The 14696-nt window shown below is 62.6% G+C and carries 11 protein-coding genes; 8 read left to right on the forward strand and 3 right to left on the reverse strand.

The genetic code is table 11. From position 1 onward, the window contains the following. Nucleotides 1-3: 3 nt before the first annotated feature. From kdpB to kdpF, 3 genes are read right to left on the reverse strand one after another with little or no spacing between them, the layout of a single operon-like run. Nucleotides 4-2082, reverse strand: a complete 2079-nt coding sequence (gene kdpB / locus KI611_RS05430; protein WP_226418807.1) for a potassium-transporting ATPase subunit KdpB — start codon at nucleotides 2080-2082, stop codon at nucleotides 4-6. Between the two features lie 18 nt (nucleotides 2083-2100). Continuing rightward, nucleotides 2101-3879: a potassium-transporting ATPase subunit KdpA gene (gene kdpA / locus KI611_RS05435; protein ID WP_226418808.1), complete on the reverse strand. Its 1779-nt coding sequence runs from the start codon at nucleotides 3877-3879 to the stop codon at nucleotides 2101-2103. Beyond that, entirely contained in the window at nucleotides 3876-3968 is a 93-nt protein-coding gene (gene kdpF / locus KI611_RS05440) for a K(+)-transporting ATPase subunit F (RefSeq protein ID WP_226418809.1), read from the reverse strand. The genes kdpA and kdpF overlap by 4 nt, the downstream gene beginning before the upstream one ends. 367 nt (nucleotides 3969-4335) lie before the next feature. On the opposite strand from kdpF, the gene KI611_RS05445 reads away from it, so the two are divergent. The 8 genes from KI611_RS05445 to KI611_RS05480 all read left to right on the forward strand — a co-directional run bounded on the left by KI611_RS05445 (nucleotide 4336) and on the right by KI611_RS05480 (nucleotide 14694). Beyond that, entirely contained in the window at nucleotides 4336-5331 is a 996-nt protein-coding gene (locus tag KI611_RS05445; protein ID WP_226418810.1) for an efflux RND transporter periplasmic adaptor subunit, read from the forward strand. 57 nt (nucleotides 5332-5388) lie between these two features. Next, nucleotides 5389-6663, forward strand: coding sequence for an NAD(P)/FAD-dependent oxidoreductase (locus tag KI611_RS05450; protein WP_226418811.1), 1275 nt, complete (start codon nucleotides 5389-5391; stop codon nucleotides 6661-6663). 6 nt (nucleotides 6664-6669) lie between these two features. Beyond that, a complete protein-coding gene (locus KI611_RS05455; protein WP_226418812.1) occupies nucleotides 6670-9852 on the forward strand; it encodes an efflux RND transporter permease subunit in 3183 nt (1060 codons plus the stop codon). Continuing rightward, the gene (locus KI611_RS05460; RefSeq protein ID WP_226418813.1) at nucleotides 9849-10076 is read left to right on the forward strand and encodes a DUF2892 domain-containing protein; all 228 of its coding nucleotides are present in this window, start codon (nucleotides 9849-9851) and stop codon (nucleotides 10074-10076) included. Before KI611_RS05455 ends, KI611_RS05460 begins: the two co-directional genes overlap by 4 nt. 162 nt (nucleotides 10077-10238) lie before the next feature. Next, nucleotides 10239-12188 (forward strand): putative bifunctional diguanylate cyclase/phosphodiesterase, encoded by a 1950-nt coding sequence (locus KI611_RS05465; protein ID WP_226418814.1) that lies wholly within the window; start codon nucleotides 10239-10241, stop codon nucleotides 12186-12188. A 54-nt stretch (nucleotides 12189-12242) separates the two neighbouring features. Continuing rightward, a complete protein-coding gene (locus KI611_RS05470; protein WP_226418815.1) occupies nucleotides 12243-13109 on the forward strand; it encodes an NAD(P)-dependent oxidoreductase in 867 nt (288 codons plus the stop codon). Continuing rightward, complete coding sequence (locus KI611_RS05475) at nucleotides 13106-13960, forward strand: NAD(P)-dependent oxidoreductase (protein ID WP_226418816.1); 855 nt, start codon at nucleotides 13106-13108, stop codon at nucleotides 13958-13960. Before KI611_RS05470 ends, KI611_RS05475 begins: the two co-directional genes overlap by 4 nt. Then, complete coding sequence (locus tag KI611_RS05480) at nucleotides 13957-14694, forward strand: flagellar brake protein (protein ID WP_226418817.1); 738 nt, start codon at nucleotides 13957-13959, stop codon at nucleotides 14692-14694. The genes KI611_RS05475 and KI611_RS05480 overlap by 4 nt, the downstream gene beginning before the upstream one ends. The last annotated feature ends 2 nt before the right edge of the window (nucleotides 14695-14696 follow it).

The raw sequence follows: 14696 nt of genomic DNA on the forward strand, positions 1-14696 counted from the left end.
TCCTCAGGCCAGGCCGACGGCGGCAATTGCCATGTCGATCAGCTTGATGCCGATAAAGGGAACGATGACGCCACCCAGGCCGTAGATCGCCAGGTTCTGGCGGAGCAGCGTGGCGGCGCCGAGCGGACGGTACTTGACGCCTTTCAGCGCCAGCGGAATCAGGAAGACGATGATCAGGGCATTGAAGATCACCGCCGACAGGATGGCCGAGGCCGGACTGGCCAAGCCCATGACGTTGAGCGCCGCAAGTTGCGGATAGGTCGTCACGAAAGCCGCCGGGATGATGGCGAAGTACTTGGCGATGTCGTTGGCGATACTGAACGTGGTCAGCGAACCACGGGTCATCAGCATTTGCTTACCGGTTTCGACGACCTCGATCAGCTTGGTCGGGTTCGAATCCAGGTCGACCATGTTGCCGGCCTCCTTGGCGGCCTGTGTCCCGGTGTTCATGGCGACCGCGACATCGGCCTGGGCCAGTGCCGGGGCATCGTTGGTGCCGTCACCGGTCATCGCTACCAGCCGCCCTTCCGCCTGGTACTGGCGGATCAGTGCCAGCTTGGCTTCCGGCGTTGCCTCCGGCAGGAAGTCGTCGACCCCGGCCTCGGCGGCGATGGCGGCCGCCGTCACCCGGTTGTCGCCGGTCACCATGATGGTCTTGATGCCCATCTGGCGCAGTTCGGCGAACCGCTCCTTGATGCCGCCCTTGACGATGTCCTTGAGTTCGATGACACCCATGATTCGCGTGCCATCGCTGACGACGAGCGGTGTGCTGCCCCGGCGGGCGACTTCATCCACCTTGCCGACAACCGATTTGGGGAACACACCGCCCAGGGCTTCGACATGTTTCTTGATCGCCTCGGCCGCACCCTTGCGAATCTCGCGCCCAGCCATGTCCACCCCACTCATCCGGGTAGTGGCCGAGAAATGCACGAAGTGGGCATCCAGCCCATGGATGTCGCGCTCCCGCAACTGGAAACGCTGCTTGGCCAGAACCACGATGCTGCGCCCTTCCGGTGTTTCGTCGGCGAGCGATGCCAGTTGGGCGGCGTCGGCCAGTTCTGCTTCAGTCACGCCGTCGGCCGGCAGGAAGGTTGACGCCTGGCGATTGCCCAGCGTGATCGTGCCGGTCTTGTCCATCAGCAGGACATCGACGTCGCCGGCGGCTTCGACGGCCCGCCCGGAGGTGGCGATGACATTGGCCTGCAGCATGCGACTCATGCCGGCCACGCCGATGGCCGACAGCAGTCCGGCAATGGTGGTCGGGATCAGGCAGACGAGCAACGCGATAAGCACGGTAATGCTGATCGGCGTACCGGCCCCGGCGGCTTCGACGCTGAACATCGAGAACGGCAACAAGGTCACCGTGACGCCGAGAAAGACAATGGTCAGCGCCACCAGCAGGATGGTCAGGGCGATTTCATTCGGCGTCTTCTGGCGCTTGGCGTTTTCGACCATGGCGATCATCCGGTCGACGAAGGTTTCACCGGGATTGACCGTAACCCGCACGACGATCCAGTCGGACAGCACGCGGGTGCCGCCGGTGACGGCCGAGAAGTCGCCGCCGGATTCACGGATGACCGGAGCCGATTCGCCGGTGATGGCGGATTCATCGACCGAGGCGACACCTTCGATGACTTCGCCGTCGGCAGGGATGGTTTCATGAGCCTGGATCAGAACAACGTGATCCTTTCTCAACTCACTCGCCGGAGTCAGTACCCACTTGGCCTGATGGTGTGGCTCCATCAGTTTCTTGGCCCAGGTTTCTTTTTTAAGGCCACGTAGCGAAGCGGCCTGGGCCTTGCTGCGGCCTTCGGCCAGGGCTTCGGCGAAATTGGCGAAGAGCACGGTAAACCACAGCCAGACGGAGATCGCCAGGATGAAGCCGGGATTTTCCACGACGCCCGCCTCGCCCTGACCGCCAAGGGCTTGCATCCAGATGATGGTGGTCAGGATGCTGCCGACGTAGACGACGAACATCACCGGATTGCGCCACTGCACAGTAGGATTGAGCTTCCGGAAAGCATCGGCGATGGCCGGCAGGGCCAGATCCGGGTCGAACAGGGTAAAAGTCTTGCGTGTCATTATTTTCTCCCCAAGCGCTTAGTGAGCGGCCCAGAGCACCAGGTGCTCGATGACGGGGCCGAGAGCCAACGCCGGGACGTAATTCAGGAGGCCGACCAGCAGCACGGTGCCGATCAGCAGCGTGACGAACAGCGGGCCATGGGTCGGCAAGGTGCCGGCGCCAACGGCGATGCGTTTCTTGGCGGCCAGCGCGCCGGCAATGGCGAGCACCGGGACGATCACCCCGAAGCGACCGAACCACATGGCGATGCCGAGCATCACGTTGTAGAAGGGCGTATTGGCGGACAGGCCGGCAAAGGCGCTGCCGTTGTTGTTGGCGGCCGAGGTGAAGGCATAGAGGATTTCCGAGAAGCCGTGGGCGCCCGGATTGGCGATGCCGGCCCGGCCGTCGACAGCCATCACCGCGATGGCCGTACCGACCAGCACGAGCAGCGGGGTGACCAGGATGGCAATCGAGACCATTTTCATTTCGAAGGCTTCGATCTTCTTGCCCAGGTATTCCGGCGTGCGGCCGATCATCAGGCCGGCCACGAATACCGCCAGGATGGCAAAGACCAGCATGCCGTAGAGACCGGTGCCGACTCCGCCGAAGACCACTTCGCCGAGTTGCATGTCGATCAGCGGGACCAGACCGCCGAGCGGGGTGAACGAGTCATGCATGGCGTTCACTGCGCCACAGGAGGCAAGCGTGGTGATGGTGGCGAACAGACCGGAATCGGCGATGCCGAAGCGGGTTTCCTTGCCTTCCATGTTGCCACTGCTTGGATCGACAGATAGTTGGGTGAGCAGCGGATTGGCCTGTTGTTCGAAATGCATGGCGGCATAGGCCAGCGCGACGAACATCAGGGTCATCGCCGCGAGCACGGCCCAGCCCTGGCGCGTATCGCCGACTATGCGCCCGAAGGTGAAGCAGAGCGCCGCCGGAATCAGGAAGATGGCCAGCATTTGGATGAAATTGCTCAGCGGCGTCGGATTTTCATAGGGATGCGCCGAATTGGCGTTCATGAAGCCGCCCCCGTTGGTCCCCAGCATCTTGATCGCTTCCTGCGAGGCGACCGGACCCATCGGCAGGGTCTGGGTTTGCGTCTGGGCCGGTTCGGTGATGGCAACGCCCTTGTCATCCTTGAGCGGCTGACCGGCATCATCAAGTTTCGGATTGTCAAAGCTGGTTACTTCCAGCGTCGTCACGTCCTTGTAGGCATCGAAATTCTGGATGACGCCCTGGCTGGTCAGGGCCAGCGCACAAAGGACAGAAAGCGGCAGCAGGATATGCAGCGTGGCACGGGTCAGATCGACCCAGGCGTTGCCGACGGTTTTCGCCGAATGACGTGCAAAGCCGCGAATCAGGGCGATCACCACGACAATGCCGGTGGCAGCCGAGAGAAAGTTCTGAACTGCCAGACCCAGCATCTGGGTCAGATAACTCATCGTTGCTTCGCCGCTGTAGCCTTGCCAGTTGGTATTGGCGACAAAGCTGATTGCCGTGTTGAATGACGAATCCGGGCTGACATTGGCGAAAGCCTGCGGATTGAGGGGCAGGTAGGCCTGCAGGCGTTGCAGGGCGTAAACCGCGAGGAAGCCGAGAAGATTGAATAAAAGAATGGCAAAGGCGTATTTCAGCCAGCCCATTTCCTCGTCCTGACGGATGCCGCACAGGCGATAGAGCGGGCTCTCGATCTTGCCGGCGAGACGGAAGCGGCCCTCCATCACATTGGCGATGTAAGTGCCCAATGGCTTGACGGTCACCAGAAGAATGGCGAGAAAAATCCCGAGCAGAATCCAGGCATGATTGCTCATGAGAAATCCTCCGGATTGATAAGCGCTGCGATCAGGTAGACCAGCAGACCGACGGCGACCGCGCCGCTCAGTACGAAAAGCCAGGTCATTTGGCACCCCCAAGCCGGGCACAACCGGCGGCGAGGCCGAGGATCAGGACGAAGAACAGCCCGATACCGGCAAGATAGACGAGATCCATAAACACACCCCAAATAAGTATTGCGACATGCTCATCGTATGAAAAGCACTATCAAAATTCTCAAGAAATTGGGGGCCGGGGTATAAAAATAAGGTAAAGATGAACTGACCGTATTTGCGCGAGTAAAGATGGCTCGTGGTCTGGAAATGAGGGGGGGGCGTCAGGCAGGATGGTGGTCCCGATGCCTTCTGGAATCGAGATGGCGTGAGGGTAGGGAGCGACGCTGCGCTGGGGAGTCTTCTTGCGCTGGCTATATAAATTAGCGTATTCTTATATACATGAATAAATACTTCTTTCGCAGCCTGATTCTTGGCCTTTTCGTGGCAGCGACCCCGGCAATCTCGGCCGAGGGTTTGCCGGTCGTGCAGGTGAAACGGCATCTGGTCGATCTGAGCTTTCCTGCCGAGTCGCTGGTCGAGGCCGTGCAGCAGACGACGGTCGGCGCCCAGGTGGCGGGGCGCGTGCTCGAAGTGAAGGCCGATGCCGGGCAGGTCGTCAGGAAAGGCGAACTGCTGATGCGCATCGATGCCCGCGAGGCCGAGGAGATGGCCCGCGCCGCGCAGGCGCAGTACGCCAATGCCAAGGTCAGTTACGAGCGGACGAAAAGTCTCGTCGCCCAGAAATTCATGAGTTCGGCCGCGCTCGACAAGGCCCGTGCCGATTTCGACGCCGCCGCCGCCAATCGTGCCGCGGCCGGGGCCAGCCAGAGCCACGCCAGCATCGTCTCGCCGATCAACGGCATCGTCGCCCGGCGCCACGCCGAGCAGGGCGACATGGCGACGCCGGGCAAGCCCTTGTTCACCATCTACGAACCGGGCAGCTTGCGGGTCACCGCCAGCGTGCCGCAGTACCGGCTGAAGGAAATGCGCAACGTCAGGACGGCGCGCGTCGAGTTCCCCGAACTCGGCAAGTGGGTCGACGCCACCGGCGTCAATCTGCTGCCGACCGCCGATGCGACGACCCATGTCTCGCAGGTCCGCGTCGCGCTGCCGCCATTGCCGGAAGCGACGCCGGGCATGTTCGCGCGCGTCCATTTCGTGATCGGCCAGGCCGAAAAGCTGACCGTCCCGGCGGTCGCCGTGTTGCGCCGGGGCGAAGTCGCCGCCGTCTACGTGCAGATGCCCGATGGTCGCCTGAGTCTGCGCCAGCTGCGCCTCGGCGATCTGGTCGGGCCGGGCGAGATCGAAGTGCTGGCCGGTCTGCTGGCTGGCGACAAGGTGGTGACCGACCCGGTGAAGGCCGGCATCGCCCAGAAGCAGAATTCAGGCAAATAAGCGGTTGCTTCACAAAAAGCCGCATTGCTTTCACCACCGTCGAGGAGCGAGACATCCATGGCACACATCATCATCGTAGGAAGTGGTCTGGGCGGCATGACCATGGCGTTCGAAATGCGCGCCGACGCCCGTCCGGGCGACCGCATTACCGTCGTATCGAACAATCCGAAATTCCATTTCGTGCCGTCCAATCCCTGGGTGGCGGTGGACTGGCGCAAGCGCGAGGACATCGAGGTCGAGGTCGGGCCGGTGCTGGAAAAGCGCAATATCGATTTCATTCCGGTCGGGGTCAAGCGCCTGCATCCGGAACGTAACCAGCTCGAACTCGATGACGGCCGTTTCCTGGACTACGATTTTCTGATCCTGTCGACCGGGCCAAAGCTGGCTTTCGACGAAATCGAGGGTTTCGGCCCGCAAGGCCACACCCAGTCGATCTGCCACGTCGATCACGCGGTCACGGCCGAAAAGAGCTGGCAGGATTTCGTCGCCGATCCCGGGCCGATCGTCGTCGGTGCCGTGCAGGGGGCCTCCTGCTTCGGGCCGGCTTACGAATTCACGATGATCATGGAAACCGACCTGCGCCGGCGCAAGATCCGCGACCAGGTGCCGATGACTTTCGTCACCGCCGAACCCTACATCGGCCATCTCGGCCTCGGTGGGGTCGGCGACTCGAAGGGACTGATGGAATCGATGTTCCGCAGCAAGCACATCAAGGCCATCTGCAACGCCAAGGTGAGCAAGGTCGAAGCCGGCCAGATGTTCGTCACCGAGCACGACGATGAAGGCAAGCCGAAGAAGGAGCACGTGCTGCCCTTCAAGTATTCGATGCTGCTGCCGGCCTTCAAGGGGATCGATGCGGTTTTCGGCATCGAGGGCCTGACCAATCCGCGCGGCTTCGTGCTGATCGACCAGTACCAGCGCAATCCGAAATATCCGAACGTGTACGCCATCGGCGTCTGCGTCGCCATTCCGCCGGTCGAAGTGACGCCGGTGCCGACCGGTACGCCGAAGACCGGCTACATGATCGAATCGATGGTCACGGCGACTTCGAAGAATGTCCGGGCGGCGCTCGACGGTCGGGCGCCGACCGAGAAGGCCACCTGGAACGCCATCTGCCTCGCCGATTTCGGCGATGGCGGCGCGGCTTTCGTCGCCCTGCCGCAGATTCCGCCGCGCAACGTCAACTGGTTCGGCGAAGGCAAGTGGGTGCATGTCGCCAAGATCGGTTTCGAGAAATACTTCATGCACAAGATCAAGAAGGGCAGCAGCGAAACCTTCTACGAAAAATTCATTCTTGATGCCATGGGTATCATGAAACTGAAAGGAAAATAGCTTTTTATGGGTATCTCGGGACGCATCGCCGCCGCCTTCCAGGATTCGCGCATGACGCCGTTGCTGGCGTTGGTCGCCTTCCTGCTCGGCCTGTTCGCCACGCTGGTTACGCCACGCGAGGAGGAACCGCAGATCGATGTGACGATGGCCGATGTCATGGTCGTCTTTCCGGGCGCCTCGGCCAAGGATGTCGAGAATCTCGTCGCCCGGCCGGCCGAGCAGGTGCTGTCGCGGATGCATGGCGTCGAGCATGTCTATTCCATGGCGCGGCCCGGCATGGCGGTGATCACCGTGCAGTTCGACGTCGGCGTCAAATACAACGACGCCGTCGTTCGCCTGTACGACACCGTGCATTCGCACCGCGACTGGCTGCCGCCCAATCTCGGGGTCATGGAGCCGGTCATCAAGCCGCGCGGCATCGACGATGTGCCGATTGTCGGGCTGACCTTCTGGAGCAAGGATCCGGCGCATTCGGCCTTCGACCTGCAGCAGGTGGCGCGCGCCGTCGAAATCGAACTGAAGCGGATCAAGGGGACGCGCGACGTGTCCACCATCGGCGGTCCGGATCACGCCATTCGCGTCTTGATGGATGCCGACCGGATGACCGCCTACGGCGTGACGCCGCAGGATATCTCCGGCGCATTGAAAATGTCCAACGCCTTGCAGTCGTCCGGTAGCCTGACCGCCGGCAACCGCGAAATCCTGGTCCAGACCGGCACCTATCTCGAATCGGCGGCTGACGTGAAACAGCTGGTGATCTCGGTACACGAGGGCAAGCCGGTATTCATGAGCGACGTCGCCAAGGTCGAGGATGGCCCCGATCAGCCCAAGGCCTATGCCTGGTTCGGCAGCAAGGAAGGCGAATTCCCGGCGGTGACGATGCAGATTTCCAAGCAGCCCGGCGTCAATGCTGCGGATGTGGCAACGGCGGCGATCAAGCGCATCGACGACCTGAAAAACGCGGTGATTCCGGAAGGGGTCGAGGTCACGGTGACGCGCAACTACGGCGAAACCGCGACCGACAAGGCGCAGAAGCTGATCGGCAAACTGGTCTTTGCCACCGCCTTCGTCGTACTGCTGGTCTTCTTTGCCCTCGGCAAGCGCGAGGCGGTGATCGTCGGCGTCGCGGTGACGCTGACCCTGGCTGCCACGCTGTTCGCTTCCTGGGCCTGGGGGTTCACGCTGAACCGCGTGTCGCTGTTCGCGCTGATTTTCTCGATCGGCATTCTGGTCGATGATGCGATTGTCGTGGTCGAGAACATCCACCGCTGGCAGGGCCTCTATCCCGAAAAGAAATTGCTGGAAATCATTCCGCCGGCAGTCGATGAAGTCGGCGGCCCGACCATCCTGGCGACGCTGACGGTAATCGCCGCATTGTTGCCGATGGCTTTCGTGACAGGCCTGATGGGCCCTTACATGAGCCCGATTCCGATCAATTCGTCGATGGGCATGGCCATTTCGCTGGCCGTCGCCTTCGTCGTCACGCCCTGGTTGGCCGGCAAGCTGATGAAGTCGCACGCCGCTGGCCATGTACCGCCGGTCTCGAAACTCGACAGCCAGCTGGATTCGACTTTCCGCAAGCTGCTGACGCCCTTCCTCGATCCGCTCAAGGGGGCCGCGATGCGCCTCAAGCTCGGCATCGCCATTGGGCTGCTGATTCTCGGTTCGGTGTCGCTCGCCTACTTCCAGCTCGTCGTCTTGAAAATGCTGCCCTTCGACAACAAGAGCGAATTTCAGGTCATCCTCGACATGCCGGTCGGCACTCCGCTCGAGGAAACGGCGCGGGTGCTGCATGAAATCGGCAGCGAACTGGCCAGGGAAGACGACGTGACCAATTACCAGGCCTACGCCGGCACCGCCAGCCCGATCAATTTCAACGGTCTGGTCCGTCAGTACTACCTGCGGGCCGTGCCGGAAAAGGGCGATATCCAGGTCAATCTGGCCGACAAGCATCACCGTTCGCGGCAGAGTCACGAGATTGCCGTCTCGGTGCGCCAGCGCATCGAGACCATCGGCAAGAGGAACGGCGGCGTCGCCAAGGTCGTCGAAGTGCCGCCCGGGCCGCCGGTGATGTCGCCGATCCTCGCCGAAATCTACGGCCCGGACTACAAGGGCCAGATGAGCGTCGGCAAGCAGGTGCGCGCCGTCTTCGAAAAGACGCCGGACATCGTTGCCGTCGACGACTACATCGAGGCCGATGCGCGCAAGGCCGTGCTGCATGTGCTGCAAAGCAAGGCGGCGCTGCTCGGCGTGGCGCAGAGCGACATCATCGAAGTGGTCAGCACCGGCCTGGCCGGCCTCGACGTGACGCCGGCCCACAACGCCGACAGCAAGTTCGAGATCCCGGTGCGCGTCACCTTGCCGGCCGAGCAGCAGTCGAATCTCGATGCCCTGCTGAAACTCCGCGTCCGGGCGCAGAGCGGCCAGCTGGTGCCGATTTCGGAAGTCGTCGAAGTGCGCGATGCGGCGCGCGAGAAGGCCATCTACCACAAGGACCTGCTGCCGGTGGTGTACGTCGTCGGCGACATGGGCGGCAAGCTCGATTCGCCGCTCTACGGCATGTTCGACATCCGCTCGCAGATCAAGGGCATGGAGCTCAAGGAAGGCGGCACGCTGGGCGAATGGTTCATCCGCCAGCCGAGCGATCCCTATGCTGGCTACAGCGTCAAGTGGGACGGCGAATGGAAGGTGACCTACGAGACCTTCCGCGACATGGGCCTGGCCTATGGCGTCGGGCTGATCCTGATCTACCTGCTGGTCGTCGCCCACTTCGGCAGCTACCTGGTGCCGCTGATCATCATGGCACCGATCCCGCTGACCATCATCGGCGTCATGCCGGGTCATGCGCTGTTCGGCTCGCAATTCACTGCGACCTCGATGATCGGCATGATCGCGCTGGCCGGCATCATCGTTCGCAATTCAATCCTGCTGGTCGATTTCATCAAGCTGCAGGTTGCCGCCGGCATGCCGTTCGCCGAAGCGGTCGTCCAGTCGGCCGCCGTGCGCGCCAAGCCGATCGCGCTGACCGCGTTGGCCGCGATGCTCGGCGCGCTGTTCATTCTCGACGATCCGATCTTCAACGGTCTGGCTCTCAGCCTGATTTTCGGCATCCTGGTCTCCACGCTGCTCACGCTGGTGGTGATTCCGGTTCTCTATTTCTCAGCCTTTCGCAAGGAGCATCAAGCATGACCACTGAACGCATCATCCGCATCATGGCGGGTTTCTTCATCCTGCTCTCGCTGGCCCTCGGATTCGACGGCAGCCCGATTTTCGTCAGCAAGTGGTTCCTCGCCTTTACCGCCTTCGTCGGTTTCAACCTGCTGCAAAGTGGCTTTACCGGCTTCTGTCCGCCGGAAAAATTGCTGACCAAACTGGGCGTCAAAAAGGGTAGCGGCGGCAGTTGCTGCGGTTAGCAAAATTATCAGAATCGGCACTAATATCAGACCTTAAAAAGGTGCCGTAAGCACTTGTAATATATGCATTTGGTCTATATTTTTTGGGGCCAAAATTAGTCGCTGAAACAATGCGGGCGGTCGGTTACACTGCCTCCCCGTCTATGGTTTTGGTAGTTAATCTTGAAGCAACGCCCGGCCCTGTGCGGCAACAAAATCGTCCTGGTAATGTTGGCCGCAATCTCCCTCGTCTGGCTATTGATCGGCCTTGATCTATGGGCCCTCCATTTGCGACCGAGCGGCGCAACGGCCAGCCTGTCGGGCAGTGAGACGGAGGGCGACGTCGCCGCAAAAATGCTGCCGCTGCTCGTCGCCGGCTTCCTGCTCTCGGTCCTCGCCGTGTTCGGCGGTCGCTTCGTCTTCCGCATATTGCGGCAGATGCTCGAGCAGCTTCATTTGCAGCGGATGATCATCGACCATACCTCGGAGGCGATGATGGTCACCGATCTGGCGCAGCGCATCCTCACCGTCAGTCCGGCCTTCGAGCAAATTACCGGCTACCCGGCCGCCGAGGTGATCGGCCGGACGCCATTGATGCTGAGTTCCGACCGGCATGGTCCGGAGTTCTACCAGGCGATCTGGGCGCGGGTCGCCGAGACCGGCCAGTGGGAGGGCGAGACCTGGGATCGCCGCAAGGACGGCCAGATCTACCCCAAGCAGATGCGCATCCGGGCGGTTCGCGAGGGGCGCCAGCAGCGCGTTTCGCATTACGTCGCGGTCTTCTCCGACATCAGTGCGCACAAGGCACAAGAGGCGCGCATCGACTATCTGGCGCACCACGATCCGTTAACCAGCCTGCCCAACCGCCTCGCCCTCGACATCCATCTCGCCGACGTGCTTGGCGCGGCGGCCCGCAGTGCCAGCCGGGTGGCGGTGATCATCATCGATCTCGACCATTTCAAGACGGTGAACGATTCGCTCGGCCATCACGCCGGCGACCTGTTGCTCGGCGAAATCGCCCGCCGACTGCAGGCCATTCTCGAGGTCGGGAGCCGGCTGTTCCGCCTCGGCGGCGACGAGTTCGTCGTGGTGCTCGAAGAAGCGAATCAGGCCGAAACCGTCGTCGAGCTGGTACACCAGATCGAGCGGGCGTTTACCGAACCCTGCCAGGTCAATGATCACCTGCTGCATACCAGCCCGTCGATCGGCATCAGTCTCTATCCGATCGATGGCGAGACGGCCGAGACGCTGGTCCGCAATGCCGATACGGCGATGTATTACGCCAAGTCGAATGGCCGCAACAATTACCAGTTTTTTGCCGAACCGATGAATGCGGCAGCCAACAAGCGCCTGCATCTGGAAACCGAATTGTGGGATGCGCTGGCCCAGAATCAGTTGTTGCTGCACTACCAGCCGCAGATCGATCTGCCGAGCGGCAACATCGTCGGCGTCGAGGCGCTCGTGCGCTGGCAGCACCCGGTCCGCGGCATGATCGGGCCGGGCGAATTCATTCCGGTCGCCGAGGAATGCGGCCTGATCCTGCCGCTCGGTCATTGGGTCCTGCTCACCGCCTGCCGCCAAGCGAAGGCCTGGATCGACGCCGGGGTCGATATCGGCGAAATTGCCGTCAATATCTCGGCGCTGCAGTTCCGCCAACCGGAATTCGCCCAGTCGGTGCATGCCATCCTGCTCGAAACCGGCTTGCCGCCCGAGCGGCTGGAACTGGAAATCACCGAGAGCACGGTGATGCACAGCGCCGACTCATCGATCAAGACGCTGGCCGAATTGAAGCGGATGGGCGTCAAGCTGGCGATCGACGATTTCGGTACCGGCTATTCGTCGCTCGCCTACCTGCGGCGTTTCCCGATCGATCGCCTGAAAATCGACCGCGCCTTCGTCGCCGATGTCGAGTCGGACACCGACGCCGCCTCGCTGGTCTCCTCGATCATTTCGCTCGGTCGCTCGCTGGGCCTGCATCTGGTAGCCGAGGGCGTCGAGAATTCGGCACAGGCCGATTTTTTGCGGGCCCTCGATTGCCAGCGCGTCCAGGGTTTCCACTTCTTCCGGCCGGTGGTCGCAGAAGAAGTCGCCGCCGTCAGCGAAATTATCCGGCTTGCCCGAGGCGCCGCCTGATTCTTCGGCCGGGTGGCCTGCTAAAATCCGGCCATCCCTGACTCGGAGTTCAGTATGAAAATCGGATTTCTCGGCTTAGGCATCATGGGGCGCCCGATGGCCCTCAATCTCCTCAAGGGCGGTCATTCGGTGACCGTCTGGGCACGGCGCGCCGCATCGATGCAACCGCTGCTCGAAGCCGGGGCGAAAGCCGCGACCGGGCCGGCCGATGCCGCCCGCGGCCAGGAACTGGTGATTTCCATGGTGGCCGATGCGCCGGATGTCGCCGAGGTGATGCGCGGCGTTGCCGGCGGTGCCGAAGCGGGGCTGGTCGCCGTCGACATGAGTACCATCGCACCGGCCGCCGCCCGGCGGATCGGTGAGGAACTGGCCGCCGCCGGGGTCGATTTTCTCGACGCCCCGGTTTCCGGCGGCGAAGTCGGGGCCATTGCCGGCACCCTGTCGATCATGGCCGGCGGTTCGTCTGCCGCCTTTGCCAGGGCCTTGCCGGCCTTCGAGTGCCTGGGCAAGAACATCGTCCATGTCGGGGCCAGCGGCGCCGGGCAGGTGACCAAGGCGGCCAACCAGATCGTCACCGGCATGGGCGTGCTGGCGGTTGCCGAGGCCTATGCCTTTGCTGCCAAGAACGGCGTCGATTGCGGCAAGGTGCGCGAAGCGCTGCTCGGCGGTTTCGCTTCTTCCAAGATTCTCGAAAACCACGGCCAGCGCATGCTCGACCGCAATTTCAAGCCGGGTTTCAAAAGCTGGATGCATGAGAAGGATCTGAACATCGTCATGCAGACGGCGCACGAACTCGGCCTCTGTCTGCCGGGCTCGGCCGCGACGGCCCAGATGTTCAACGCCATGGTCGGTTCCGGGTTGGGCGAAGAGGATTCGATCGCCGTGCTCAAATTGCTGGAAAAGCTCTCAGGCCAGGCATGAAGATCGGTTTCATCGGACTCGGCGTGATGGGGCGCCCGATGGCGCTGCATCTGCAGCGGGCCGGGCATGAACTTATGGTCTGGGCGCGTCGCCCGGCTGCGGCCGACGGCTTGCCGGCGATCACCTGCGCGACGCCGGCGGAACTCGGGCGGCGCTGCGCGGTGGTGTTCACGATGGTTACCTCGAGCGCCGATGTCGCCGCTCTCGCCCTCGGTGCCGACGGCCTAAGCGAAGGCATGGCGCCCGGCTCGGTGCTGATCGATTGCTCGACCATCGCGCCCGACGCCGCCCGGCAGATATCCGCCCAACTCGCGGCAAAGGGCATCGCCATGCTCGACGCCCCGGTTTCCGGCGGCGCCCAGGGCGCCATCGACGCGACGCTGGCGATCATGGTCGGCGGCGATGCCGGCGTGCTGGAAAAGGTCCGGCCGCTGCTCGAGTGCCTGGGCCGGCGCATCGTCCATGTCGGCCCGAACGGGGCCGGCCAGGTTGCCAAGGCCTGCAACCAGATGGTCATGGTCGCCGCCATCGAAGCGGTGGCCGAGGCAATGCGCCTGGCGGCCGCTTCCGGCGTCGATTGCGCCAAGGTGAAACAGGCCCTGGCCGGCGGCTCGGCGGCCTCGCGGGTGCTTGAGGTGATGGGCGAACGCATGGTCCGCCGCGATTTCTCGGCCGGGGTCGAAGCCCGGCTGCATCACAAGGATTTTGGCCTGGTGCTCGAAGCGGCCCGCGCCAGCGGGGTGGCCATGCCGTTGACCGCGGCCGTCGGCCAACAACTGAATGCGCTGATGGCGCAAGACTGGGGCCGCGACGATACGGCTTCACTGTTACGTGTACTGGAAACCCGATGACTCAGATCGCCCTGTTATCCGAAGCGGAAATCGAGGAGCGCTACCATGTTACCGGTGCCCGGCCGGTGGCCTTCATGCTGGCCGGTTTCGTCCGCGATGGCGATTCCTTCACGGTGCAACTGGAGGGGGATTTTTTCCCGACCAAGCTGCTTGCCGTGCTGCCGGAAAAGGGCCAGCTGATTTTTGATTGCAGCGGCAGCCCGGAAACCAATCGTCGCCTGCTGCAGAGCAAGGACAATGTCTTTATCGGCCGGCCTGGTGGCATCCATGTCCAGTTCTCGACCGGCGCCGCAGTCGAGGTCGTCCATGAGCGGGCCGCGGCTTTCGCCGCCCCGTTGCCGAAATTCCTCGTCCGGCTGCAGCGCCGCGAATCGTTTCGCGCCCAGACGCCGCTCACCCGGCCGCTGCAATTCTTCGGCCGGTTGCCGGACGGCAAACTGCTCAACCTGCCGACTCACGACATTTCAGTGACCGGCATCGGTCTTTCGGCGAGCGAGTTGCCGGAGGATCTGACGATCGGCATGGTTCTGCCGAATTGCCATTTTGCCCTGCCGGAAGAAACGCAGGAGCTGTTTTGCAGCGCCACGATCTGCAACCTGAGCGAGCGCAAAAGCCGTTCCGGCGGCCAGCAGTGGCATGTCGGCCTGCGCTTCAACGACCTGCCGCCGGCCGCCGAGAATCGCATCCAGCGCTACATCGACAAACTCGAACGCGAGCGGCGCGAACGAAGCTGATG

Source organism: Dechloromonas denitrificans (assembly GCF_020510685.1).
Lineage (GTDB): Bacteria > Pseudomonadota > Gammaproteobacteria > Burkholderiales > Rhodocyclaceae > Azonexus > Azonexus denitrificans_A.